Below are 26170 nucleotides of genomic sequence, written 5' to 3'. Positions count from 1 at the left end.
CCTTTGCGGATTGGAGGCGTTCAAGCCGCCTACGCCTGTGCCCATGCCTGTGATAAGCGACCGGGATGGTCCGGCCGCAAGACTACATTTAAAAAAGGAAGGGCGCATTCCGTTGAAGCGCCCTTCTCCGTTCAGACCGTTAGTAGCGCGCCCGCACGGTAACCTCGTAGCGCTGATCGCTGACGTTATAGTCGTACGGCTCGAACACGCCAGGCACCGGCTCCTGTAGCGTTCTCGACTTGGTGTTAAGAAGGTTATTCGCGTTGAAGGAAACGGAAATCTTCTCGTTCACCCTGTAGTCAAAGCCCAGGTCCAAATAACCGGCCGCGGCCATGTAGGCAGGGACCATGTTGTACACGGGATAGGAATGGGCGCTGTCAAAGTTGGTCGGGCTGGTGTTGAGGATGTAGGGGTTGCCGCCGCTTGTCGCATAGGACAGCGGATTGACGTTGGTCGATAGCAACGCCTTGTCGCGCCAGTTGTACGCCAGACGGAAATTGACCTTGTCGCGGCTGTACAACAACTGGATATTGTAGGCCCACTTCGACAACCCGGCGTAGGGGAGCTTGGGGTAGGTCTGCGGCACTGTGCCGTCCGGATTGAGGCCCGGCAGGAAGCCGCCGGCCGGAGGGGGAGTCAACACGCTGTTGGCCTGCTGGGCAGGGTTTCTGCTGTCGATATAGGTCAGGTTGCCATCAAGGCCAAACCCGCGAAGCCATCCTGGGAGCTGATCGAAGAACGTGCGGCCACCGATCTCAAAGCCCTTGATATAGGCCTTCTGCTTCGACGTCTGGTTCTGCAGATAGAGCCACGGAAGATTGAGCTCTGTCAATGTCCCCGGATCCGGATCCCCTGCGTTGACCGGAGGGGTGTCACCATTGGCGTATGCCTTCGCCGGAATGGGAAGATTGTTGGCGATGAATGAATGGAATACCGGGTGATCCTCGATCTGCTTGGCGAACAGATCGAAGTACAAGAAACTGGACGACGACGGATAGAATTCGAACGTAACATCCTGACTGTTGATCATGGTCGGCTTCAGGTCTGCGCCCCCACCGTTGACGGAAACACCCGTGAGAATAGAGGGTGCCTGCGGGTTTAAGGCAGAAATTGATCTGGCGCCAATCGTGCCACCCGCACGGATGTCATTGAGATTAGGCGGAGCAGACGCCTTCGACGCAGCAGCGCGAATGATGAACTTGTCGGTTACGTCGAACTTGATGTTGAACGAAGGCAGAATACGATGGTAGCTGTAGTCTCGGACCTGTGTATTATAACCTTGAACAAACGAATAGAGCGTCGGGAACGTCGGCGATGAATTCGGATCATTTGCCAGCGCCTGCTGGGCGTTGAAGTAATCCGTGCTGTCCTTCTCGGTTAGAGCAAGGTTCTGAGCATTCGGAGTGCTCAACAGACCGCTCGCATGCAGGGTTTCGTTGAACGCGCGAACGCCGATATTACCCGAAAACGCCGGAATGAATCCGATAGCATCGTGCGCAAACTTGGCCTGGATATAGACAGCCTTAGTGACGATGCGGCTATCGGTCTTGTTCAGCCCCTGATCAATATACCTCGTCCAATATTCATCCGCTGTCCCGTTAGCGATCTGCCCGTTATACGTCTGGAGCAAATGGTACCAGTCATAACTTTGCACGAGCGATTGGCTGGGGACGAGAAGCTGAGCCGGAACCTCCGCCTTGCCGCCGAAGAAATTCTTGAAGGTGGAGACTTCATAATCCTCCGACGGGACGTTTGTATTCGTCAGATATTGAATATTCCCCGCGCCATAGGTCGGGTCTCCGGGATGCGCCCCCCACGGATTCGACAGCCATGACTGGCTCAAGGGCGCCCAATAGGTCCCCACGTTGTCGTCGTTTTCGGTGCGGGTGGCGATACGAGCACCAAAAGTAACGGAGCGCAGGAATCCATCATCGCTCGGCCGGTATTCAACATCGAAGTGGGCAGCGAGCATCTTCCCCTTGTTATTGGGTTTATGATAGCCGAAATTGCCTAAATACGCCTTACTCTTATCGAGTAGGCCAGCGGTGGAAAGACCGGACAACATCGGCAGCGCCCCCGTCAGGTCGGCATCAATCGACGTCACCAGCGGGCTCGTCTGAGCGAGGCCAACAAACATGTTTTCCCCGGTGGCGCGGGAACTGACATATTGCACGCCGCCACGCACCGTCGTCCGTTCACTGGGCGTCCAGACGAAACTCTGCGAAATATCCAGTGTCGAACTTTTGCTGCGCGACGCCGACGCCCCGCCGCTCGGGTTAAACGTGCCCGCGGGGCCACACTGCGCCAAGCGCCTACCGTCCCATCCTGCAGGGGGATTCGACGGATCAACACCGGAATTAGCCGACCAGTCCCACTGGATCGACGATGCGGGACCGCCAAAAGTGGCGCCGCAATCGAGTTGGTACCAGCTGGGCAACCAGCCGGTGTTCATAGTCGTGTTCTGGAACTCCACCGAATTGCCGGTGGACCCGACCGTGAGGCCGCCCTTCACGAAGGCGCCACTGGCATCGTACTCAACCGGGCTGCCCACCCTGGGCATAACGGCGGATGCCGCGGAGGGACTGGACCCCACGGAACCGCTGTTCGACCAACCATTGTCGACGTATTGCGAGTAGAACACCGTGTTGGTCAGCGTCAGGTTATCCGTCGGCTTCCACTGGATGGCCTGGTAGGCGCCGTACCGGTCGCGCTTATCTATATTGTTGCTCCAGGTGAAGGAGCTGGGAACAAAAGCCAAATGATCGTCACGCGTGGAGGTCGGCGCATATTCGCCGAACATGGCACCGACCTGTAGGTCGCTGCTCTGCTGGTGCAGACCGCTGTAGGCGAGATCCCACAACACGCCAACTTCACCGAAGCTGGTGTCGAAACGCTTTGAGAACATGGCGGAAACGCGGGGCGAACCCTTGCCAACCTGGCTGCCGTAGCTCCCGCCAACGGTGATGTTGCGCTGGGTTTCCTTGAAATCGAAGGGCAGATGGGTGCGAAGATTGATCAAGGACGCCCCGCCTTCAATGAGGTCAGCGCGGGACGCCTTATAGACATCGACACCGGCCATCAATTCGGGCGTGACTTCATTCCAGCTGATAGCGCTCGCGCCATTGGCGCTGAATAACTGCTGGCCGTTAAGCATGCTGGAATTGAAGGGAAGACCGCGCACGGTGACACCCGTCCCCTCGATCTGGAACGCGGAGCTGCCTCCGTTGGTCGAAGTGAAACGGGATATCGACACGCCAGATACGCGTTGAAGAACTTCAGTGATGGAATTATCGGGCAACTTGCCAGCTTCGTCGGCGACGATCGAGTCGACAATTGTGTCGGAGCTTCTTTTGATTTCAATGGCGCTCTTCAGAGCCTTCCGACGCGCCGTAACAATAACGAGCGTATCGTCCGCGCGGGGTGCGGCGCCATCCGCGCGTGCGGCGGTATCCTGCGCTGCGGCGGTGACAGTCGTGGCAATCAAAACGATAGCCGATACACTTGCGCCGAGCACAAGCTTTCGTGTGATTCTCTTCATGGTGTTCCCTCTGTGCGATTCCGATGGACATCGCTTCATTATTATTGACGGCAGCCAATGTACCATTTGTAGGATAATAGTCGGACGATATGATTCAATGGTAAAAATTCATTTTACCTAAGAATTGCGCCTTTTGTTGCGCTGAAGACACAAACGGCCCGTACGTCGCTGAGCGAAAAAGACCCCCTTGCGCTGCGGAGCAAGGGGAGTTGGAAGAAGCGCAATCCGTTGGGACGATTGCGCCCTACGCACAAGCTTGCTCGAAACATGCCGCAGCGGCCTGTCAGGACCTCAGGCCTTAAAGCTTATTGTACGACAATACATCCAGGCACCGCCTTCATCAAATATAATTTTCTATTTTGCAAATAAATTATTGAAGGTTTTTTATGGACGCCACGCTTTCTGCGACCAGAAAAATTGGACATTTACGGCAAGATCGACCTTCCGCCAAAATTTACAAATTACATATAAAATGAGCCTTACTGTAAAACATGACCCAGTGGTGGTCCCTGATGCCAGGATTTCCGGCCAAATGCGATGCTCAGACCCCCACCGCACACGCCACATGCCTCCTCTGTTCGCTCGGCGGTGTTTAAACCGTATCGGTCGCTCAGGAACCGCACATGGCCTACTCATTCTGAGCCTGTGACATCCCGTGCTGAAACGTTAAATGAAATTTTCTTATGAAATTTTATTTTATTAATGGACTATGCCTTACGCCTCAAATAAGTTTCTCGTAAGGCCAGTGGTCACAATGATTGGCTGTTCATCATGTGGGTTGGAATATGAAGAGAATAAGCAAGCGCAGCTTTCTAAGCGCGCCCCTCCTGGCGACTGTCGGTTTTGCAACTGCGCCGCTGGCCTTCGGTCAGGCCTCCGCACAAGCCGACGAAGGCAGCGATTGCAAGCCATCCGAAAAGCGGGTCGACTACAAATTGCCAATCGCTAAAGGACCGTTTACACCGGAAATGCCCTCGCTGGAAACGTACCAGGCCCCGGACTGGTTCCGCGACGCAAAGTTCGGCATCTGGGCGCATTGGGGTCCGCAGGCCGTGCCGCGCGCGGGCGACTGGTACGCCCGGCAAATGTACATTCCCGGGCATCCTCACTACGACCATCACCTGAAGAATTATGGGCACCCGTCCGAGGTCGGTTACAAGGACATCATTCCGCTGTGGAAGGCGGAAAAATTCGAGCCCGAGGCCTTGATGGACAAATACGTGGCGGCCGGCGCCAAATATTTCGTCAGCATGGGCGTCCACCACGACAATTTCGACCTGTGGAATTCGAAGACTCACCGCTGGAATGCGGCCGCGATGGGCCCGAAACGCGATATCGTCGGTGCCTGGAAGACGGCGGCAAAAAAACGCGGCCTGCACTTCGGCGTGTCCGAACATCTCGGCGCCAGCCATAACTGGTTTTACCCAAGCCATATGTACGATCAGTTCTGGCCAAAGCTCGGCGTGAGCTATGATGGCGCCGATGCGCGTTTCGCTGATCTTTATCACAGCAATAATAATGAACCTTATCGCGGCACATCTACCTGGTATACGCGCGATCCCGCCTTTCATCAGATGTGGTTCGATCGCATCCGAGACCTTATCGATAATTATCAGCCGGACCTGCTCTATTCGGACGGTGGACTGCCCTTCGGCATTGTCGGGCGTTCGCTGTTGTCGCATTTCTATAATGGCGCTGCGGACAAAAGCCGCGGAACGCAGGCGGTCTATAACTGCAAGGCGATCGGGTCCGGCGAATACAGCAGTAAGATGTGCGTCCAGGATGTGGAACGCGGCGTGCTCAAGGACATTAACCCGCTGCCCTGGCAAACCTGTTCATCCAATGGAGATTGGTTCTACAGCGACAACTATACCTACAAGACGGCGCCTGACATTATTCATATGCTGACCGACATTGTCAGCAAGAACGGCAACCTGCTTCTCAATATCGTGCTCTACCCCGATGGCAGCCTGCCACCCGAATCGCAAAGCCTGCTCGATGAGCTCGCAGCCTGGATGTCGGTCAACAGCGAGGCGATCCACGGCTCGCGCCCGTGGATAATCTATGGCGAGGGTCCGACAGAAACTGCCGATGGCGCTTTCATGGAGAACACCGTTTATACCGGCCAGGATATCCGTTTCACGACGAAGGGCGATGCGCTTTATGCCATCACGCTTGGCGACCCGGGGGCGACATGCCGTATCGCAGCACTCGGACACCAGGCAGGCCATCTGAGCCGACCGGTGCGCAAGGTTGAACTCCTCGGACAAACAAAAGCTTTGCGCTTCCGACAAACAGACGACGCTCTCGTCGTTGACATGCCGGCGACTCTGCCGACACGTCATGGCAGCGTTCTGAAACTGAGCATTTAACCATCTGCCCCCCGAACCTCGAGACGCCCATGTTTGACCGCCGCAGCCTGATCACCGGGGCGCTGGCCATGCCTTTCGCCGCCTTCCCCCTAAAGGCCCAGAACCTAACCGACGAGCAACGGTCCGCTCAGAAGACGGCCAATGCCGATCCGACCCTGGCGCCGGATCTGTTGCTTCCTGGCCGCAAGATGGCCTGGTGGCGCGACGCCAAGTTTGGTGTCTTCGTCCATTGGGGACTCTATGCCATTCCGGGTCGCGGCGAATGGTACATGTTCAATGAGAAGGTTGCGCCCGAGGATTACGCCAAACTGGCGCAGGAATTTAATCCGCGTCACTACGATCCAGATAGCTGGGCGCGACTGGCGAAATCTGGCGGCGCCCGTTACATGGTCATGACGGCGCGCCACCATGACGGTTTTGCGTTGTGGGACAGCCCCGCCAGTTACGGTCATTATGACGCCATGCACTCAGCCGCCCACCGCGACCTGATCGCGCCTTATGTCAAGGCGGTTCGTCGGCATGACCTGCGTGTCGGCCTCTATTACTCACCGCTCGACTGGCGCTTCCCGGCCTATTTCCATCCGAAGGACATGCCCGAAAACGCCGCCCAGCTCAAACACCAGACCTATGCCCAGGTCGAAGAATTGATGCGCAACTACGGCCATATCGACATCCTGTGGTGGGACGGCGGCTGGCTGGCACATACCGGCACCGATGCCGACGCTGCCTGGTTCTGGGAGCCGGACAAGCTGAATCGCATGGTCCGGAAATACCAACCGGACATCGTGATCAATCCACGTTCCGGCTGGCAGGGCGATTTCGACACCTCCGAAGGGCCCGGCCCAATCACCGGCCCTATCCGTGCCCGCCCTTGGGAGAAAGCCTTTTCCATAAATAACGGGGCGTGGGGCTATACGCCCGAAGACAGCGTCATGACCACGGATCAGCTCGTGCGACTGCTCGTCGATGCCGTTGTTCGTAATGGCAATGTGATCGCGAACCTCGGACCGGACCGGGATGGCCTCATCCCGCCCAAACAGGCTGAGACCTTGAACGGTGTGGGACTGTGGTTGAAGCGGCACGGCCGTTCTGTTTACGGTACGCGACCGGGACCTTTCCAACCTGTGGATGGTGTCTATGGCGCTACCATGGCCGGCAAAAGCGTGTTCATTCATATTGTCGGCTGGCCGCAGGATCAACTGGTGTTGCCGCCGCTGGCCGGCACGATCGTAGATGTCCTCAATCTGTCGGGCGAAACGGTAAAATGGTCCATGACTTCCGATCGCCTTGCCCTGTCCGTGCCCACCATGTCGCGGGGCCCGGCCGTCACGGTTATCGAATTGAAGCTTGCCTGATCATCTACACTCCTGGTTGCCCCCCCCTATTCGGCCGTCAATACCCAGGTAACAATATCCACAGCCGAGCCGCCCTCGACGGTCAGAGTGTTTTTACCAGGGCTCAGGCGGACATTCCAGGTCGCCATATGGTTTTCAAACGGCTGAGCGCCTAGATCCCGACCGTTCAGCCGCAAGCGAGCCTGGCTCACATTGCCATAGACCTTCACCGCTACATCCGCCGTATGGCGCGTCACGGCACGGCGAGAGGTAATATACACCATCGGGCTGGACGTCCAGTTCGCCTTATACCAGAAGTAGGCATCCTTTCGGATGCGTCGGTCATAGGTAATCAGCCCCTTGTCGTTAATGCCCGACCGGTCGCCTTCGTTACGCCCATCCGAAGGGAAATCGAAGCCGCACCAAATGAAGCTGGCCCATAACCACGGCCTTTGTGCGATCTGAGACCACGCCCGTTCGTGGTAAAGGGCCTGATACTGCTCCGGATGCCAGTGCGATCCCGGTCGGGGCCGCGACGGCGGGTCTGCCTGGTGGTAGGGACTGCCGCCGGCGCCATATTCACTGACGGCCTCGGGCGTTGCGGGACGCTTGACATGGTTGGCGTCTAGCCAGGGGCCGAGATCATCAAACTGCCCGTCATACCAGCCATAATAGACATTGGAGCCAATCGTATCCGTGTGGCTTGCCTGCGGTCCGTCGATGGGCGCGCAACAATTGGCATAGGTCGTCGGCCGGTCCGGATCTTCCTTATGCGCAAGCGCCTGAAGACCATCGAGCAAGCGCGCGCTGTCGGCATCGACACTATAGATTTCATTGCCGAGGCCCCACACAAAAACGCTGGGGTGGTTTCTGTTCTGCCGTATGAGTTCGCGCAACTGATCCTGTAGATTCGCCTCAAAACCTTCATCCGGCGACGCCTTGGCGACAAACGGGACTTCCGTCCATACCAGGATGCCGCTTTCATCGGCCAGATCATAACCCCGCTGCGGATGCTGATAGTGCGCAAATCGCAATCCAGTGACACCGAGATCCTTCAGCAGGCGAAAGTCACTGTCTATATTGCCGTCCGTGACAGCTGTTCCCCGCTCCGGCAGCATGGTCTGGTGGATATTGACGCCATGGACGCTATAGGGCCGGCCATTCAGGAGAACGCCCTGATCCGGGCGGATCAAAATTGAACGGAGGCCGGTGGCGACGGTGGCGCTATCCAGACGCTCATGTGCGTAATTCTCCACAGATATTTCGCTTTGGTAAAGATGCGGATCAGCCACACCATTCCATAGATGCGGCGATGCAAGTTCACCCGCGAGATCGGCCACCGCCACGGCGCCGGCCTGCACGCTCAGCGATGTCTCCAGGCTGAGAACCGTCGCGTTACCATTCCTCAGATTCACGCGCACCCGGACCGCACGGTCCACCTGACCATCGTTGGCAACTCTCACCCGATAGGCCAGTTTCGCTTGCTTTGCTGTCACTTCGGATTGGCGGATCTCGATACCGGAAGAACCGTAGTCCAGCATGTCAAAATGGACATCGTGCGTTCGGATAAGCCGGACGGATCGATAGATTCCGCCGTACACAGTAAAGTCGCCGCCAAGAGGCGCGACCTGAAGCGAGGCGCTGTTATCGGTACGCACAAGCAACTGGTTCTCACCGGGTCTAAGATAGGGGGTCAAATCGAAGCGAAAGCGCGCATATCCACCCTTGTGCTGTCCAACATAGGTGCCATTGACCCAAAGATCGGTGACTACAGCCGCGCCGTCGAATTCGATAAAGGTACGGGTGAACGCCGAACGAGCAGGCTGGAAAACGGTTTTACGATAAAATGCAGGTCCGCGGTGATAGTTGCCGCCGTCATCGCCATCGACCGCGTTATAGGTGTGGGGAAGATTGACGTTTCGCCAGCCCGTTGGATCAATGGCCGACACTTCGGCCGACCGACTGCCAAGCTGAAAGGTCCAGTCAGCGTCTATTTCCAGGGTTTGTCGCGTCTCGTAGGCAAAGGCGGGGCAGCCTGCGACCGCCATTAAGACCACTAAAAAACGCGCCAATCGGATGAAACCGATTATTGAACACATGTGCCTGGACGATTGTGTGGTTCCCACAGTGGACATCACTATCAGTTCTAAAAATCTGTTCAGGCCCGCGGCAAAAAGTCCCCCGCGCCACGACGCGGGAGCAGGCCAGTGCATAAGTGGTACCATTCCAGGGAGAACAATGTACCGAAGCCGATTCTAGCCCATACATGTCGTGGAGGGCCGGGAAGTCCCGCGAAAAGGATATTTGCTACATATCTCACCCCACGAATACCGTCAAATATAAAATATCTTTTTATGTGTGAATTGTACGCGCCGAATTTTGGTCCCGGCGTCGAAACCTTGGTGCTTCTATACGACGATTACGGAAATGGACAAATTTTTCCGCGACATGCGCGTTGCGACCCCGCGCCGTAAAGCCGGCACATGAGGCCCGACAAAGGCAAGCCCGGGCCATTAATGTCAATTTGGCTCCCGGCACTGCTACGATATTGAACTCGAATAAACTTATATTTTAGATTTAAATTTAAAATTCACTTATAGTTTTCTTGACCGCGAGCGGCTTAACCGTTCTGATCGGCCTATCTACTATAAGACTTAAAAATGAGCGTTTTCATGACATTTCCCTCTCTGAACCGCCGGTCGGCGCTTTCCGGCCTCACCTTGACCAGTATCCTAACGGCCGTATCGGGCCACGCATTTGCTGCGCAAACGACATTGCGGCGCGCTGTCCTCGATCTGCGTCAGGCCAGCCAGCCGCTCGACCGCTTCTTCGACCTGTCCGTCGGCGCGGATTATCCCGGAACGACTATCCGCAACGCCAATCTGGCGCAACTGAAGGACGCTTCGGATGAGTTGGGTTTCCGCTATATGCGTTTCCACAATATCTTCGCGGACGATCTGGGGACGGTAAAAAGGCAGGACGACAAGCTGGTCTATGACTGGACCCGCGTTGACTACCTCTATGACGCCATGCTGAAGTTGGGCGTCAAGCCGTTCGTCGAACTCGGCTTCACCCCTGGTGCGCTCAAAACCTCCGACCAGACGATCTTCTATTGGAAGGGAAATACCTCCCACCCTCGCCTCGACCTGTGGAAGCAACTTATTGAGGCTTTCACGCGGCATATGATCGAGCGCCACGGCCTTGATGAAGTACGCTCCTGGTTCTTCGAGGTGTGGAACGAACCAAATCTGGACGGTTTTTGGCAATATGCCGATCAGGAAGCCTATTTCGCCCTCTATGGCCTGACGGCCCGTACCTTGAAGGCCATCGATCCGCAATTGCGCGTCGGCGGCCCGGCCACCGCCGGTGCGGCCTGGGTGCCGGAATTTCTCTCCTACGCCAAGGCGACAAATTCGCCCGTCGATTTCATCACGACCCACACCTATGGCGTGGATTACGGCTATCTTGACGAGGAAGGCAAGATGGACCTGCAACTGTCCAAAAAACCGGACGCCATTATCGGTGACGTCAAAAAGGTCCGGGCGCAGATCGACGCCTCCCCTTTTCCGGGCCTGCCACTCTATTTCTCGGAATGGAGCACCAGCTATAACCCCCGCGACCTCAGCCACGATTCCTATATCGCCGCGCCCTATATCCTCAGTAAGCTGAAGGCCGTCCAAGGCATCGCCCAGGGCATGAGCTACTGGGTCTATTCTGACCTCTTCGAAGAGCCCGGCCCGCCATCAAAGCCATTTGAGGGCGGTTTCGGTCTAATGACAAAGGACGGCGTCCGCAAACCGTCATGGTTCGCCTACAAATATCTGCATGCCCTGCAAGGAAATGAAATCCCTTGTACGGACAACCAGGTCTGGGCCGCGCGTGATGGCAACGCGGTCTCTGTCGTCGCCTGGGATTTTCAGTTACCCGACCAGCAAGGCCGCAGCAACGGGACCTTCTTCAGCCATCTCGTGCCCAATACGCCATCGCAGCCGCTTAGTCTCGCGTTCGAAGGCGTGAAGCCCGGCGTCTATGATCTGAGCGTGCAACGTACCGGCTACCGCCGTAACGACGCTTACAGCGCCTATATTGCCATAGGCGCGCCCGCCGCCCTGACCACGGCCCAACTCCGCGATTTTCAGGCCCTTACGCTCGATCGCCCTGAATCGCGCCGCAGTCTCAAGGTGGGCCGCGACGGCAAGGCGCGAGTCGAGCTGGCTATGAACAGCAACGACATCGTGCTGGTGCGTTTGACGCCGAAAGCGTAAATAACTACCGGGCGCAGCGTTGACCGCCGCGCCCGGACACACCCTATTTTGTGACTATCAGAGCTTGGCTGAAAAAGGGTAGCAGGCCCACGCCGAGCCCTAAGATCATTGTGGTTTTTACATGCATCTAGTCGTCGCCTTGTCCCACCCTATCCGAGACGGCGTTCAAAGTTAAATATTGCGTCGCCAAACCTTCAATCTCCACCGCGACACGCACCTCGCCCGCCTGGTTCAGGCTGCGCAGAACGAAGGCCAGCTGACCGTGAAAAGTAGCGCGCTGGCCGGACTGGAAGCTTGAGGCATCCATAGGATTGCCGTTGCCCATCCCTGCCAAAGCGGCAGCACCCGAGACATGCACCGTCACCTTCCGGTCGCCGCTGCGCGCATAGATGGGCGTCCCGTTGTCATCAAGCAGCTTGAGGGTGACGTAGACCAGATCCTCGCCATTGGCGACAGTCTGCGCCTTATCGCTGCTGAGTTCCGCCCTTGCAGGATTGCCAGCGGTCCGCAATTCCCAACGGCCCGCTTCGCGCCCATCGCGGTATCCGATCGCCGTCAGCCTGCCCGGTGCATAGGGGACCGAATAGATCGCCTTATATTCGGTGTCGACGCTAACATTTTTCCGCCCAAGGCTCTTGCCGTTGTGGAACAGCTCGACCTGCGGAAACTCGGAATAGACATCGACCTCCAGCCTCTTGCCCTCCTGGCCCGGCCAGGTCCAGCTTGGGTGGACATCGTCCAGCGACCAATCGAGATGTGGCGGCGTGGTCGGGAAAAGCCGGCGATCGGGGAGATCGTCCGTGCCTTCCGGTTGGCGGACAAAGGCGGAAATCGGATCTATGCCCGTCTTCCACAGCACCTCGCGGTAATACGCCGCCGGACGCTTGCGGCCGATGGCATCGATCTCGCCGCAATAGGCCAGGTGCCACGGATAAGGCCCCAACTTTTGCCAGTCTTGGCTATAGCCCATCCAGCCGATGCCTGTTTCGCCGATATAGTCGACCGCCGTCCAGACAAAATCGCCAATCACCCACGGCATGGTTTCCACAGGATGCCAGTATTCGAACGCATCTTTCGAGGTCGATTCCGACGTGAACATGACGCGGTTCGGGAATTTTTCGTGATCGCCGGCGAAGAGGTGAACGTGGTAATTATAGCCCGCCACATCGCCGGTGGCGAACTGCGCATCGTCCAGCGGCGGTTCGGCGTTCACACCTTGCGTCACAGGTCGCGACGGGTCGAGGCTGCGAACAAGGCTGGCCAGTTTATGGCCGGTATCAACCCCCAAAGGCGTGCCGCTTTCCGGGATTTCGTTGCCAATGCTCCAGAACAGCACGCACGGGTGATTGCGGCCGCTGACGACCAGGCTGGTAATGTCCTGCCGCCAGTTGTCAGCGAAAAAGCGCGCGTAATCCTTTGGCCGTTTATCCCTGTTCCAGGCGTCAAACGCCTCGTCTATCACCAGCAGACCCAGTTCGTCGGCGGCGTCGAGTGTGGCCTGGCTGGCGGGATTGTGGGCGATGCGTATGGCGTTATAGCCTGCCGCTTTCATCAGCGCGACCTTGCGCTTGTCGGCGTCGGGAAAACCTGCTGCTCCCAGCATATAGTTGTCATGGTGAATATTGCCGCCGCGCAAAAGGACCGGTTGGCCATTAAGGCGCAAGCCATGAACCGCATCGACGCTGATCGTGCGGATACCGAAGCGGGTGCGGCGTTCATCAACGACGGCGTTGTCGGCGCGCACCTGTTGGACCAGGGTGTAAAGGTTGGGCGACTCTATCGACCACAGCGCAGGAGACGGCACGGTCAGGCTATACGTTCGAGAGACGCCGCCCTTTGCAGGGGCCGAGAGCGGTACGACCGAACGTGCCATGACCTTTCCATCCGCCGCCACAACTTCGCTGACCAGTTCCACGGATTGCCGCCTTGCCGCACAGTTTGTAACCGTCGTCGCAACCACTACCTCCCCACTCTGCGCGGTGGCTGCCGGAGTTGTGATCGCGACATTGTCCGGTTCGATATGGACACAGTTCGACAGGTCCAGCGAAACCGGCCGGATAAGCCCCGTTCCTGCGTACCAACGCGAAGACGGATCTTCATGATTGACGCGCACCGCAATCAAATTGGCACCCGCGCGCAGCTTACCCGTCAAGTCGACGGAGAAGGCGGTGTAACCATAGCGGTGGCTGGCCACCGACTGTCCGTTGACCCAGATTTCGGCATCCATGTAAACGGCTTCAAAGTTGAGCCGTGCGACTTGTCCAGCCTGTGCGGCACTCAGGTTCAGATGCTTACGATACCAGACCACACCGCCCGGCAGATAACCGGAATCCTGCCCGGCTGCGGCTTGAGCATCGAAGGGCGTCCCGTCCGGTCCATCCATGATCGAGGTGTCGTGCGGCGCAACGACCTGCGCCCAGTCCTGATCATCATACCCGGCCTGACCCGCGCCGACGACCTCGCCCTTATGGACCCGCCAGCCCTGCGACAGGTTCAGATGCTCGCCCCTCGCCACCGCAGGCTGCACCGCAATAAACGCAGTAAAAAGCAGAGCGTTAGTGGCGGTCATGAATTTCAGCACAGTCTTCCCTTTCCTGGTTCAGGCTGGCAATCGATCTTTTTATTGCCTATGACCGCAATCTAATGACACAGTCATAAACTTTTTCAAAGGTAAAATATAATTTTAAATACAAATATAAACAAAAAAAGTTGAGTAATTGAAATGAATGTTAGTCACCAATCATACGGATTTTTTTTCGAATAAAGTTAGCAACTTACGTCTAAAACAACGCCTAAAGCTTAAACACAAGACGTTTCGTATTTTTGCTTTTCATATGTGACGACGATTTGATATGACTCTTTCAATAGCGAAGAGCGGCGTGCTTGATCTCATGGGATGGCCGACAACGCACAGACTCATTAAGGCACATTATGGCGAAGCAAGACTTACCGGTTCAGGACGACATGGATGATAGCGAACTCAAATATCGCGCTCCAGCACTCGAAAAAGGGCTGGATATCGTCGAACTTCTCGCGACGTCGCCCAAACCTATGCCGCCCAAGCAAATTTCGGAGCAGTTAAATCGCTCCGTCAGTGAGTTGTTCCGGATGATTGCGGTGCTGGAACACCGTGGTTACGTTGCTATGGCCGAAAACCAGAGCGGTTACGAATTAACGAACAAATTGTTCTCGCTCGGCATGTCCCGTGGCATTAGCAAGAATCTCCTGGATTACGCCATTCCCGCAATCCGCGCGCTCAGTGATGAAATTCTACAGGCGACACACATCGTCGTCGCTTCCGATGACCAGGTCGTGGTCATCGGGCAGATGGATGCGCCGGCCGCCCCCAGTTTTCATGTCCGCGTCGGCTATCGTCAGGAAATTGTCGAGGCGACCGCAGGCACCGTATTGTACGCCTTCCAGAATCCGACGAGCAAGGCGGCCTGGCGAAAAGCGCTGCAGCCCACCGTATCCGAAAGTGAGTGGACGCGTTTTGAGCAGCAAGCCATACGCGCCAAGGAAAACGGCTTTCTCATCGCACAAAGCGCATATTCGGAAAGCATCACCGATATCGCCTGTCCGGTTTTCAATGACCGTGGCTTGGTTGCTGCCGTCACAATTCCCTACATTCGTAGCAAGCTGAGCATTAGTGTCGAAGCCTGCGCGAGCGCATTGGTTGACACCTGCACGTCGCTGTCAAACGCGCTGGGCGCTGCGCCGCGCGACGCCTTTTAGCTTTCTGGCATATCCTTCCCGCCAGGCAGCCTGAACAGAAACACCGATGACCAGGACTCTGTCTGGTCAAGCAGTCGCAGGTCACCACCATGCGCCAGCGCGATCTGTCGAGCGAGTGAAAGGCCTATGCCCGCTCCTTCCGCCTTGGTTGTTATAAAGCCATGGAATATACGGTCCCGCATCGTGAACTCAATGCCGGCGCCATTGTCCGCAATCTCCATACCCATATCTTTGTCCAGGCGCTGCACCGTTAAATTCACATGGCGCGGCCCGGTATTATCGCGCGTCGCTTCGGCCGCATTGGTCAAGACGTTTATCAGCGCCTGTGCCATAAGGGCTTCATCCATTTCCAACCACAGCGCGCCTGCCTCCATCTCAAGGGCAAGGGTTACACCCTCGGCCACGGCGCTTTGCTGGAATACACGTACCACATCGGTGACAAAACTTTTGATATCAACGCGACGCAACTCAGGCTGGGGCAATCTTGCCAGCGAGCGGTATCCCTCAACGAACCGCTTAAGCCCCCTGGCGCGCCGTTCCAGCACGGCAAGCGCTTCCCTGGCATACTGAACACCGTCGGGCGCGTCACCTTCAAGGTAGTGTTGCGCCGTCTCGGCGAGAGAGGCGACAGGTGTTAGCGAATTCATGATCTCGTGACTGATGACCCTCAAGGTATCCCCCAAGGCCGTTGCCTCCGCGATGCGCATCTCGGCCTGAATATCCGTCAGACTGATAAACCGCTCCTTACGTTCTTCAAAAGACAGCTCGCTAACCCCCAGGGCGTACACGCTGTCGAAAAGCCGTATCGAGGCCCGCGCCCCTCTTTCTGCACGCATCACCGCGGCCACCATCGCTGGCGGAGGATCACTTATAAAGGCGTCTACTCGAAAAAGCCGCCGCGCTGCCAAGTTTAGGGCGTAGAAGCCTTCCCCCTCGACAGACTTCAACAATGGCACCGGAACCTGGTCCAGCAGGGCCGGAAGGGTTTGCAGTGGGGTTTCAGAACGGGTGAGAGGCTCAACAGCATTTCCCCCCTTAAGCCCATCCTTCTCACCGACCAAAAGCACACTTGCGCTCACCGCCAGGCCGATCAGGCACAAAGCCAAATTCGCCCACATGTGATCGTGCGCTGACGCGAATGCCAAAATCGCCGTAACCGCCACGCCTGACACACACAGCAATCTGATAATCACGCGCCTAAAGACCATGGCGGCTCATTCGGCGGTAGAGGGTCTGCCGTGTTACTCCCAGCTCGGCGGCGGCTTTGGAGACATTAAAATTATTGCGCTTTAAGGCCGACTCGACGACGAATTTTTCCGTGTTTTCCAGACTTAAGGCGGTGGTGCGAGGGTCGATATCCTGAATTGAGGGCATATGCAGGTCGTTGGGCGCCAGCAGTGGCCCGTCAGACTCAATAACCGCACGCTCCACGACCTGGCGCAGCGCGTGCAGATTGTCGTTCCAGACAGCCGCCTTGAGATGCGCGATAGTTTCCGGAATCAGGTCGCGGTGCGACAGATTCTGCTTGTATGCGCACAGGTTGGCAAAATGTTGGGCCAGGATACCGATATCCTCCACACGCTCCGCCAACGTAGGCACATTGATCTCAAGAGTACTAAGTGCGTAAACAAGACCGCGCGGCAGCTGCATTTCGCCGCGCTCATGCACTGAGGTCACCACCACACGCACGTTACGACGCTCAAACTCTGGCAGCCAATCCAGCAGCGCCTGGTAAAAGTCGGTATCGAGCCTTTCGATCGCTTCGATAATCAGAGTTGCGTCCTGCAGTTTTTCGGCATCAACGGCGGATATCGACGACGCGTCGACGACTTTGAGATGTGTCCGACCCGAGCGGTTATGCAAGGCGCGCGCGATATGCGATTTTCCCGTTCCCGCCAGCCCCGAAAGTAAAACCGGAACGGTCAGAGGCGCATAGCGGTCTACCAGCGCCTTTATACGCATCATGGCCTCAGTGCGGCCGATAATGAATTCCGCACCTGAACTCTGAGGTGCTTCCAATATAAGGCCGTCATCCACATTCGGCTTCCGACGTCCCTGGTCAATTCCCTCTTCTATTGCCGCAATGAATTTATCGTTGCTCCAGGGCTTCATAATGAAGTTGGCGGCGCCGGCCCTCAAGGCGCGAATGGCAACGGTCAGGCCGCTATGACCAGTCACCACCAGCACCGGCACACCTGGTGCAGACCGACGCAACTCCTGCAAGGAAGCCAGACCTTCTTCACCCGAGGTCTGCGCATGGGAAAAATTGAGATCAAGCAGGATTAAATCAACTGTCTGGGTGGATAAAAGTGCATAAGCCTGCGCTGGCGAAAGGGCTTTAAGGAGGGTATAACCCGACCTGCCGAGCAAGAGCTCGGCCGTCTTGAGGACGTCGGCGTCATCATCGATAAACAGCAAGGTTTTGTGCGTTTGGGACATGTACGATTCCGGACAGCTCGGACACTTAATGCCTCAAACTTCACTCAAATTCAAAAAAAGTCAAATAAAATTGGCGCCTTAGCTTATTTTCCAAAATCCGTTAAACTGTAAAAAAGAACAACGATACGTACAGCGCGGAGAAGCATCCATGACGATTGTCCAAAGAAATGCCTTTTTTTTGAATGCCCCCTGCGAAGACGTGGCAGGAAATGCCTTACCGGTTCTGGATCAGCTTGCGGAGACCTTGCGGCAGTCCTGTCAGCTTGTGGTATGTCAGGAGAATACCTTCCGCGTTATGCTTCAAAGCATTCCGTCGACCGCTTTCTACGTCAATATGCCCATTGGGATGATTTACCAGGTTCGGGAAGACGAAGACGGTGCCTCGGATCAGTCATGTCAGGCCGGCCAGCAGCCAAACCCTAACCTACCTGACGTTACAGATGTCTATGCCCCTGTCTTCCACGGCCCCAAACAAGTCGCCCTGCTTGTGTCGTCCTGCGTCAGGCGCCGCAATGCGCCTTCTCTGGAAGAGTGCCGGACGCAGGTCACGGCGGCAGCGCATCGCTTGAGTGCATCCTTGGTTACACATGCGTTGGTGGCTTAACTTCGCACAAAACCTGTATTAAGCTCGTTAACCAGACGCGCCTTGCCGATCCTAAGGTTTTCAATTGCCAGCGCAAAACTCAGTACCGCATTCGACAGCCCCCCTAATAGGTTTGCGGGGCGTTAATTTTACTTATCGAACCGCTGGGCGGCGCGTCGAAGCCCTACGTAATATTACGCTCGATATCGAACGCGGTGAGTTCGTTTCCATTTGCGGTCCGTCCGGCTGCGGTAAATCGACCCTTTTGAACATCATGGGCACTCTGGATCGCCCGGAGACAGGGAGCGTGTCATTCCACGGCCAGAACGTCGCGGGCGCCGCCCCTGGTGCACTGGCCCGGTTGCGCGCCGTGGACATCGGCTTCGTTTTTCAGAGTTTCAACCTGATCGATAGTCTCAGTGTTTACGAAAATATCAAATTGGCCCTCCTTTATCGCCACCGTGCCGACGTCCACATCGATGAACGGGTACAGGAGGTCATGGACCTTGTCGGCATCGCCCACAGGGCCAGCCATCTGCCAAATCAGCTTTCCGGCGGGCAACAGCAGCGCTGCGCCATTGCTCGCGCCATCGTCGGCAGGCCATCCATTATCCTTGCCGACGAACCGACCGGAAATCTGGATTCTGAAAATGCCGCGCAGATTTTCAATATCCTGAAAGCCGTCAACGCCGAAGGATGCGCACTCGTTATTGTGACACATGCGCCGGCACAGGCGGATCACGCCGAACGCATTGTTGAAATGCTGGACGGTAAAATTCAGTTCATACGCCGGCGCCTATCATGATGCGCCTGGCGCATGGTTTCGGGCAGCCGGGACGCATTCTGAGCCGGTACTGGGGCATGAGCCTGCTAAAAGTTTTGGGCCTGGCGATCGGCTTTGCCGCCGCATTCATCGTCGCGCTGGAAGTCAGAAGCGAACTCGGCTTTGATCGCTTCCTGCCAGATGCGGACAACATTTATCTTCTCAGAACGCTTTACCCGCCCGATGGTGCCGAGCGGGTAAGCAGCGACCAGTCACCCGCCGGCATGGCCCGATGGTTGGTAAAAGACAACGCATCCATAACTGCCACGTCGCGACTGGTTCCGGCCGAATGGCCGATGCAAACGCCACGATATACGTCGCGCCAGCCATTCTACTGGGCAGATTCAAATTTTTTTGACCTCGTTCCGCTCAAAGCTGTGGCGGGAGATTTGCGTCACGCCCTGCAAAAGCCGGACAGCATGGTCCTGACTCAGAGAATGGCGCGTCTTTTTTTTGGACGCGAGGATGTCGTCGGACGGACCGTCACATTAAGCAATTGGCTAACCGTCACAGTTACGGCGGTGCTTGCCGATTTCCCCGACAATACAAGCTTCGGACGCCAGATATTTATATCCAGCGAAGCGGCGTACAGTATGCTTTCCATTCTGGACACGCATCCGGAATGGAACTGGACGTCTTGCCTCACATTCGTACGACTCAAGCCTGGCGCGTCGGTGTCGATAGAGTCTCTTACAGCCACGGCGGCCCATCACGGTATTTCATCACGCGAACATCCGATGAAATTTGAAATCGTAGCGCTGCCCAAGGTTCACTTTCTACCCAGGGCCGATGCTCCAATTGCGCCCCGCGGACATCCCGACACGATCACCGCCATGATTGCCGTCGCCGTTCTCATCGTTGTGCTGGCCGTGGTCAACTTCAGTGAATTAATGGCGATACAGATCGATGAACGACACCACGAGATGGCTATCCGCAAGACCCTCGGCGCAGAAACATATGAAATCTGTCTGCAGGTCCTCATCGAGGCCGGCATCCTCATCTCCCTTTCGCTGACCCTGGCCGCGGCCGCCGTTGAGCGTTTTCTGCCGGTGCTCGATCCGATTATGCGAATCGGGAAGTCTCCTTGGTCAGAGGTCTGGTTTCTTTGGGGAAGTTTGTCACTCGGCTTCACAATCGCCATGCTGGGGGCCCTGTACCCCGCCCTGGCTCTGGCTTCCGCTCACCCACGTCGCAGCCGTAGCCGTCCCCCGTCGTCAAGCGGCCCTTCTCTGTCACGTTCACTATGGACGGTGGCGCGATTTTCCCTGCTGATCTTATTGTTAGTCACTTCCGGCACAGTTTATCAACAGTGGCGTTTTGCAACGAGCGACACGCTGAATCACGAAGCCAGCCGCATCCTGCTGATAAATACCTCGTCAGACATCCCGGCAGATCTGAGTCTCAGGCAACCGATAACCGCGCTTAAGGGCGTCGAAAAAGCCACCTACTCACGCAGCCTTCCGGAACAGACCAATATCTGGCCGGACTGGATCCGGAGAACGGATGGAAGGATCATTCAGGCCCAGCGTCAGTCCGTCGATGCACACTTCTTTGGTTTTTACGATGTCCGACGTCTCGCAGGCCGCACGTTTTCAACAACCTATCCGGATTTGGCACCTGCACGCGATGTGGTGATTAATAAAGCCGCCCTGCTGGCACTCAATTTTAGCCATCCACAAGACGCTATCGGCCGCAACATAAGCCTGGCACGTGACGACGGGGATACGGTATCGCGCATCGTCGGTGTGGTCGACAACATCCGCTTGGCAGATATCCGCGAAGACGCACCGCCGATGATCTTTGACAATCAATCCACCTTCTTTAATCGCCTGAGCGTGAAACTAGCTCCCGGCTCGGAGGCAGAAACGCTCCGCCAAATCGACCAGATATGGAAACAGGCTTATCCGAGAGCTGGTCCTCTAAAAAGGCAGCTCTATTCGGAATATGTCCACGCCGAATACGCCGACATGTATCAGCAATGGTATGTCTTCGGATTGTTGTCGGTTATCGGTGTGGCCGTTTCCATCTTTGGACTGATCGGTCTGTCTATCCACATTTACCGGACAGATCGCAAGGAAATCGCTATTCGCAACGCGCTGGGCGCCAGCAAGGCCGACCTGATAGTGCTGCGGCTGAAACCGTACCTACGACCACTGCTGATAGCCAACCTGATCGCGGCACCGGTCGCCTGGCTCATCGCCGTCGCCTGGCTGCGCACATTCGCCCTGCACGTAAACCCGAGCTGGATTGCCGTCGCACTGGCAAGCGTGTCGACATTTATCATTGCCTTCGGAACCCTGGCGATTCACACGGCGCTGGCACAACCCGCGCGGTCAAGCGGCCCGTTAAGAAATTTGGAATAGTTCATTTATATTTGAATAAAAATTTTACATACAATACAGCGACTGAGATATATATCATTGATGGTAACGGGAAGAAAAATGAAATTCATGAGCCGCCTGATAGCGTCTTTGCTAATCGCCGCAGCCATTCCCGGCGCTGGTCATGCAAAAGCGTCGGCAGAGCATGTCAGCTGGCCTGGCGCTGGTCAGTTATTTGTCGGCACTTGCTATCAGCCGGTCGACCGGACGCCTGAGCAAATTCACCGTGATATTTCGCTCATGAAGAAGGCCGGATTCAATATTGTGCGCATGGGCGACCTGTCCTGGGATTATTTTGAACCCGAAGAAGGGGTCTACACCTTCGAGGCGTTTGATGCCGTTCTGGCCGAGATGAAAGCCAATGGCATACGCGTTATCCTTGACATCCCCGGCCTGCCCGCGCCGTTGTGGCTTCATCATAAATATCCGGGTGTCGACCTCTCAGCGCAAAACGGCACGCGGCTGAACCCGGCAGAACGCTACATGGATAATATCAGCGATCCAGACTACCGCCGCCTGGTGGTCGATTTCGCCGATAAGCTGACGAAAAGATACGGTGCCGATCCCACTGTTATTGCCATCGGTTTTGATAACGAGATCGGCAACGGTTTCATGTCGTATTCGGAGGCGGACCGACAGCGCTTCATCGTTTGGCTCAAAGCCCGTTACAGAGACTTGGCCAGTCTAAATAAGACCTGGGCCACCCAGCGCTGGTCGAGACGCATCGGTTCATGGGATGAGGTCCAGTTGCCCTATGGTGACGGTCCAGGTCCGGTGGAGCGCTATCTGGACCTGCATCGTTACTGGTCCGACGTAACCATCGACGCCCTCCAAGATTTAGAAGCCATTCGCAAGCGCAATGCCCCGAACAAGCCAGCGATTTCAAACCTCTGGGATAGTTCCGACCGTAAGGGGTTCGACTATCTCTCGACTTACCGCCAATATGTCAATTACGGCGCCTACGGCTATTATAACGGCGACCCCATCAGCGGTGGGTTTGAAACCTCGATGATGCGGGGAGCCTTGACGACTCCCGTCTGGTTCAATGAATTTCAGGCCGGCGGCGGCGGTTTTTACGGCACTAAGGGGCGATCACGGATGTGGGCCTATTTCGGTCTTTTGAATGGCGGCCAGGCCGTCCTCGCCTGGACATTCAACAGCCATCTCGGTGGAGAAGAACAGGCTCTGTTTGGGCTGATCGATCACGATGACACTCCCTCCTGGAAACTGGACGAATTTGGCGTCATCGCCCAGGAATTCCGTAAGATGCAGACCCTAGGCTTTCCCCGGCCGGTTTCGCCTGAGGTCGCTGTCGACTACTCGTTTGATGCACGCGTCGCCTCCAATCCCAATGGTCCCAGCAACACGGTTCGCGCCTACTATACGACGCCGTACCTAATGCAAAAGCACAGTGCTTTCGCGCCTCTCTACAACGACAACATCGATGTAGCCGTAATCAACGTCGCGCATGAGGATTTGAACCGATACAAGCTTGTGGTTGTGGCGGGCGAATACATAATGGACAAAAAGGCGACGGATGCGATCCGTTCCTATGTCGCCAATGGCGGCACGGTCGTGATGACGGCCTTGTCCGATAAGGCCGATGGAACCGGCCAATGGCACGATACGCCATTACCGGGCAGATTATCGGATGTTTTCGGCCTGAAAACAAACGCGTTCTATCGCACTGATATGCCGCTGACCGGCCGTATTGGCGGCACCGATTTCAGCACCACAATCAATTTTTATGAAGTGCTTGAACCTTCGACGGCAAAAGTCACGGCCAGGTTTTCAAACGTCGAAGGATCGCCGCCAGCCATAACCGTGAACACCTATGGCAAGGGCCGTGCGATCTATGTGGCTACGCCGGCTCAAGCGGCCGTCTTGGCACCATTGTACGAAAGCCTGTACGGCGAGCTGAAAATTGCCGTCGGTCCGAAAACACCGGAAGGGGTCTATGCCCGTGACGTCAACGGCCGCACCCTTTATGTAAATACCACTGCAGCCAATAAGGTAGTGGCGATTTCCGGTCGAAAAACGGGGCTCATAACACATACAAGCTGGGATACGGAAGTCCATCTGGGGCCGTATGGTGTTGACCTCCTCCAATAATGAGGCGCCTTCCGCCCACTTAAGGTGGATTGCAAAACGACATTGCCTTTAAAAGAAATAGCTGAGATCAAATATTTTATTTGCAAATAATTATTTTATTGGCAAATTATTATGCCCCGCCTTAGGTTGGCATCAAGGTCGTTGGTTGCAGTCTTATTCAGCCAACTCGACTAGGGGATAACAAAAATATTGAGGGAAAACATGATACTCGGCAGGCGTGTATTTCTGTTGTCGACAGCGGCCATTGCAGGTACCTGCAGCGCGTGCGGCGGCGGGTCAGGATTGTCCGGTTCGTCCGGCGGTGGTCCCTCGTCATCTTCATCTTCATCTTCATCTTCATCGTCATCTTCGTCTTCTGCGAGTTCTTCATCTGCTGGTCTTTACCCGAATTACAATACAAGCCCGCTCTCAGCGGACTCCACCGGAATGACTAGCACCGCGGCTCAGATTTCCAGTAAAATCAAGCTGGCCATCAATATTGGTAATACGATGGAAGCCAGCGGTGGGGAAACCGCCTGGGGCAATCCGCTGATCACGCAGGATCTGGTGAATAGGTATAAGTCTCTCGGGTTCGACGCCATCCGCCTGCCCTGCTCATGGGATCAGTATGCGGATAAAACGACGGCGAAGATTTCTTCCACCTGGCTCGACCGGGTGAAGGCGGTCGTCCAATACTGTATAAACGCCAATCTTTATATCGTGCTGAACATCCACTGGGACGGTGGTTGGCTGGAGAATCATATTGATGAGGCAAGCAAGGTAGCCGTCGCAGCCAAGCAAAAAGCCTTCTGGCAACAAATTGCCACTCACCTGCGCGACTTCGACGAGCACCTCATTTTTGCCAGCGCGAATGAACCCGCCGCCGATAAGGCGGCCCAGATGGATGCGCTAATGGCATATCACCAAGCCTGTATCGACGCGGTCCGCGCCACGGGAGGCCGGAATGCCTATCGGACCGTGGTCGTTCAATCACCCAGCACGAACACGGAATATGCCGTTTCGCTCTGGACGAACATGCCAATGGATACCGCGACCGACCGCCTGATGTTTGAAATACACTATTACGCGCCGTCTCAGTTCGCTATCATCACCGAGGACCAGTCTTGGGGCAAGATGTTCTACTACTGGGGCCGCGACAACCACTCGACTATCCAGCCAGACCGCAACGCGACCTGGGGCGAGGAAGACTATGTAGATCAGCAGATGCAGGCGATGAAGACACATTTCATCGACAAAGGCATACCGGTCATTATGGGGGAATACGGTGCTTGGCGCAAAACCACGCCGCTCGACCTGCCAAAACACAATGCCTCAGTAACCTACTGGAACAAGTATGTCACCCAACAGGCATTGGCAAATGGCGTGGTGCCGTTTCTTTGGGACACGGGCAGCCTGATTGATCGAACGACGCTCGCTATAAAGGATGCAGATATACTCGATGCATTGCTCACGACGGCCGGCAAAAAATGAATGGCGCCTCGCGCTGTCAGGATTTCTAAAGCCAGAGACGCTGGCCTTGGGGCAGGTCACATGCTTTAGTCCTTGTGCATTTTGAGAGTTTTGGGGTTATCTTGGGCTTTACGGCCTTGCGTTGGACCGCAGAAAAGCCCGCTTGCGCGGGCTTTTAACTGATGGTCTTCCTTGTGTAATTTGGTTGCGGGGAGGGACGCAACCAACATAACTACTACCCTATTTCATTTTTTCAACGAATTTTACGCAAACCTCGATAACCTCGACAACCTCGACAACCTCGAACGGTTGGTTCAAATCCAGGCATGAGTATATTCCGAGCCTAGCCGATGAGGCACCGTACCTTAAAGTGCAACACGCATGTCCCTGCTAGCTTTGAGGGCACTTACAGACAGACCTGTCTAATGAGGACGTCATGCGGCTTTTGATCGCCGGCAACTGGAAAATGCACGGATTGAACGTGCAGCTTTCAGAAATTGTGGACCTCGCGGCGAACGTGAAAATGCACTCACCTAAGGTGGACATCCTCATTTGCCCGCCCGCCACTCTAATCGAGCGCTCGGTTCGGGTGGCAGGCGAGCTGATTGCCATTGGCGGTCAGGATTGCCATAGTGCCGTGTCCGGCCCTTACACCGGTGATATCAGCGCGGAGATGCTGACGGATGCTGGCGCAACCGCCGTCATTATTGGCCACTCCGAACGCCGTCAGCATCACGGCGAGACGAATACCGTTGTACATGAAAAAGCCATGGCCGCCCGTCGCAGCCGGCTAATGGCTATCACCTGCATCGGGGAAACCATTGAGGAACGTCGGTCGGGTCGTGCCATGTCGGTATGCGCCGATCAGATCATCGGCAGCGTACCCATCGGCACTACAGGCGCGTCAATGGCCGTCGCCTACGAGCCACCCTGGGCTATCGGCGCCGGGGATACGGCGACCTCCGATGAGATTATGGAAATGCACATACATATTCGTACGGTACTGGTGACGCACTTGGGCACAGAAGGGAACGCCGTCCGTATTCTTTACGGCGGATCCGTCAATGCGGACAACGCCGGGGGCATACTTATCCTTCCGGATGTCGGCGGCGCTTTAGGCTTAAAACCTAATCAGCCTA

At 56.0% G+C, this 26170-nt stretch carries 15 protein-coding genes; 10 read left to right on the top strand and 5 right to left on the bottom strand.

Annotated features, from left to right (window positions below):
- Positions 1 to 139 precede the first annotated feature (139 nt).
- Positions 140 to 3538, bottom strand: a complete 3399-nt coding sequence (locus AEAC466_RS33400) for a TonB-dependent receptor (RefSeq protein WP_031238743.1) — start codon at positions 3536 to 3538, stop codon at positions 140 to 142.
- A gap of 785 nt (positions 3539 to 4323) precedes the next feature.
- Here AEAC466_RS33400 and AEAC466_RS33395 point away from each other — a divergent pair.
- Complete coding sequence (locus AEAC466_RS33395) at positions 4324 to 5910, top strand: alpha-L-fucosidase (protein ID WP_031238742.1); 1587 nt, start codon at positions 4324 to 4326, stop codon at positions 5908 to 5910.
- A 29-nt stretch (positions 5911 to 5939) separates the two neighbouring features.
- Complete coding sequence (locus AEAC466_RS33390) at positions 5940 to 7265, top strand: alpha-L-fucosidase (protein WP_023458188.1); 1326 nt, start codon at positions 5940 to 5942, stop codon at positions 7263 to 7265.
- A 26-nt stretch (positions 7266 to 7291) separates the two neighbouring features.
- On the opposite strand, the gene AEAC466_RS33385 is transcribed toward AEAC466_RS33390, so the two are convergent.
- Entirely contained in the window at positions 7292 to 9292 is a 2001-nt protein-coding gene (locus AEAC466_RS33385) for a glycoside hydrolase family 2 protein (RefSeq protein ID WP_023458187.1), read from the bottom strand.
- A gap of 624 nt (positions 9293 to 9916) precedes the next feature.
- On the opposite strand from AEAC466_RS33385, the gene AEAC466_RS33380 reads away from it, so the two are divergent.
- Positions 9917 to 11509 carry a GH39 family glycosyl hydrolase gene (locus tag AEAC466_RS33380; RefSeq protein ID WP_081714620.1) on the top strand — a complete coding sequence of 531 codons (1593 nt, stop codon included), beginning with the start codon at positions 9917 to 9919 and terminating at the stop codon, positions 11507 to 11509.
- Between the two features lie 127 nt (positions 11510 to 11636).
- On the opposite strand, the gene AEAC466_RS33375 is transcribed toward AEAC466_RS33380, so the two are convergent.
- Positions 11637 to 14078, bottom strand: coding sequence for a glycoside hydrolase family 2 TIM barrel-domain containing protein (locus AEAC466_RS33375; RefSeq protein ID WP_155913612.1), 2442 nt, complete (start codon positions 14076 to 14078; stop codon positions 11637 to 11639).
- A 362-nt stretch (positions 14079 to 14440) separates the two neighbouring features.
- Between AEAC466_RS33375 and AEAC466_RS33370 the strand changes: the two genes are divergently transcribed.
- Positions 14441 to 15244 carry an IclR family transcriptional regulator gene (locus AEAC466_RS33370; RefSeq protein ID WP_023458184.1) on the top strand — a complete coding sequence of 268 codons (804 nt, stop codon included), beginning with the start codon at positions 14441 to 14443 and terminating at the stop codon, positions 15242 to 15244.
- Here the strand turns inward: AEAC466_RS33370 and AEAC466_RS33365 are convergent.
- A complete protein-coding gene (locus tag AEAC466_RS33365; RefSeq protein WP_023458183.1) occupies positions 15241 to 16452 on the bottom strand; it encodes a sensor histidine kinase in 1212 nt (403 codons plus the stop codon). The genes AEAC466_RS33370 and AEAC466_RS33365 overlap by 4 nt on opposite strands.
- Positions 16442 to 17683 (bottom strand): sigma-54-dependent transcriptional regulator, encoded by a 1242-nt coding sequence (locus tag AEAC466_RS33360; protein WP_023458182.1) that lies wholly within the window; start codon positions 17681 to 17683, stop codon positions 16442 to 16444. The genes AEAC466_RS33365 and AEAC466_RS33360 overlap by 11 nt, the downstream gene beginning before the upstream one ends.
- 148 nt (positions 17684 to 17831) lie before the next feature.
- Here AEAC466_RS33360 and AEAC466_RS33355 point away from each other — a divergent pair, with 148 nt between their 5' ends.
- The 6 genes from AEAC466_RS33355 to tpiA form a co-directional block, all read left to right on the top strand.
- On the top strand, positions 17832 to 18287 hold the full coding sequence (locus AEAC466_RS33355; protein WP_023458181.1) for a hypothetical protein: 456 nt from the start codon (positions 17832 to 17834) through the stop codon (positions 18285 to 18287).
- A 64-nt stretch (positions 18288 to 18351) separates the two neighbouring features.
- A complete protein-coding gene (locus AEAC466_RS33350) occupies positions 18352 to 19071 on the top strand; it encodes an ABC transporter ATP-binding protein (protein WP_052025114.1) in 720 nt (239 codons plus the stop codon).
- Positions 19068 to 21452 (top strand): ABC transporter permease, encoded by a 2385-nt coding sequence (locus AEAC466_RS33345; protein ID WP_023458179.1) that lies wholly within the window; start codon positions 19068 to 19070, stop codon positions 21450 to 21452. Before AEAC466_RS33350 ends, AEAC466_RS33345 begins: the two co-directional genes overlap by 4 nt.
- An 87-nt stretch (positions 21453 to 21539) precedes the next feature.
- Positions 21540 to 23582, top strand: coding sequence for a beta-galactosidase (locus tag AEAC466_RS33340; protein ID WP_235074260.1), 2043 nt, complete (start codon positions 21540 to 21542; stop codon positions 23580 to 23582).
- A gap of 426 nt (positions 23583 to 24008) precedes the next feature.
- Entirely contained in the window at positions 24009 to 25052 is a 1044-nt protein-coding gene (locus AEAC466_RS33335; protein WP_023458176.1) for a glycoside hydrolase family 5 protein, read from the top strand.
- Positions 25053 to 25467: 415 nt separating this feature from the next.
- Positions 25468 to 26170, top strand: a 703-nt coding sequence (tpiA, locus tag AEAC466_RS33330; RefSeq protein WP_023458175.1) for a triose-phosphate isomerase, incomplete at its 3' end; no start/stop codon positions are given.

The organism is Asticcacaulis sp. AC466 (assembly GCF_000495815.1).
In the GTDB taxonomy this organism is placed as follows: domain Bacteria; phylum Pseudomonadota; class Alphaproteobacteria; order Caulobacterales; family Caulobacteraceae; genus Asticcacaulis.
The sequence above is the reverse complement of the archived record's forward strand: the minus strand, read 5'-3'. Positions and strand labels throughout refer to the sequence as shown.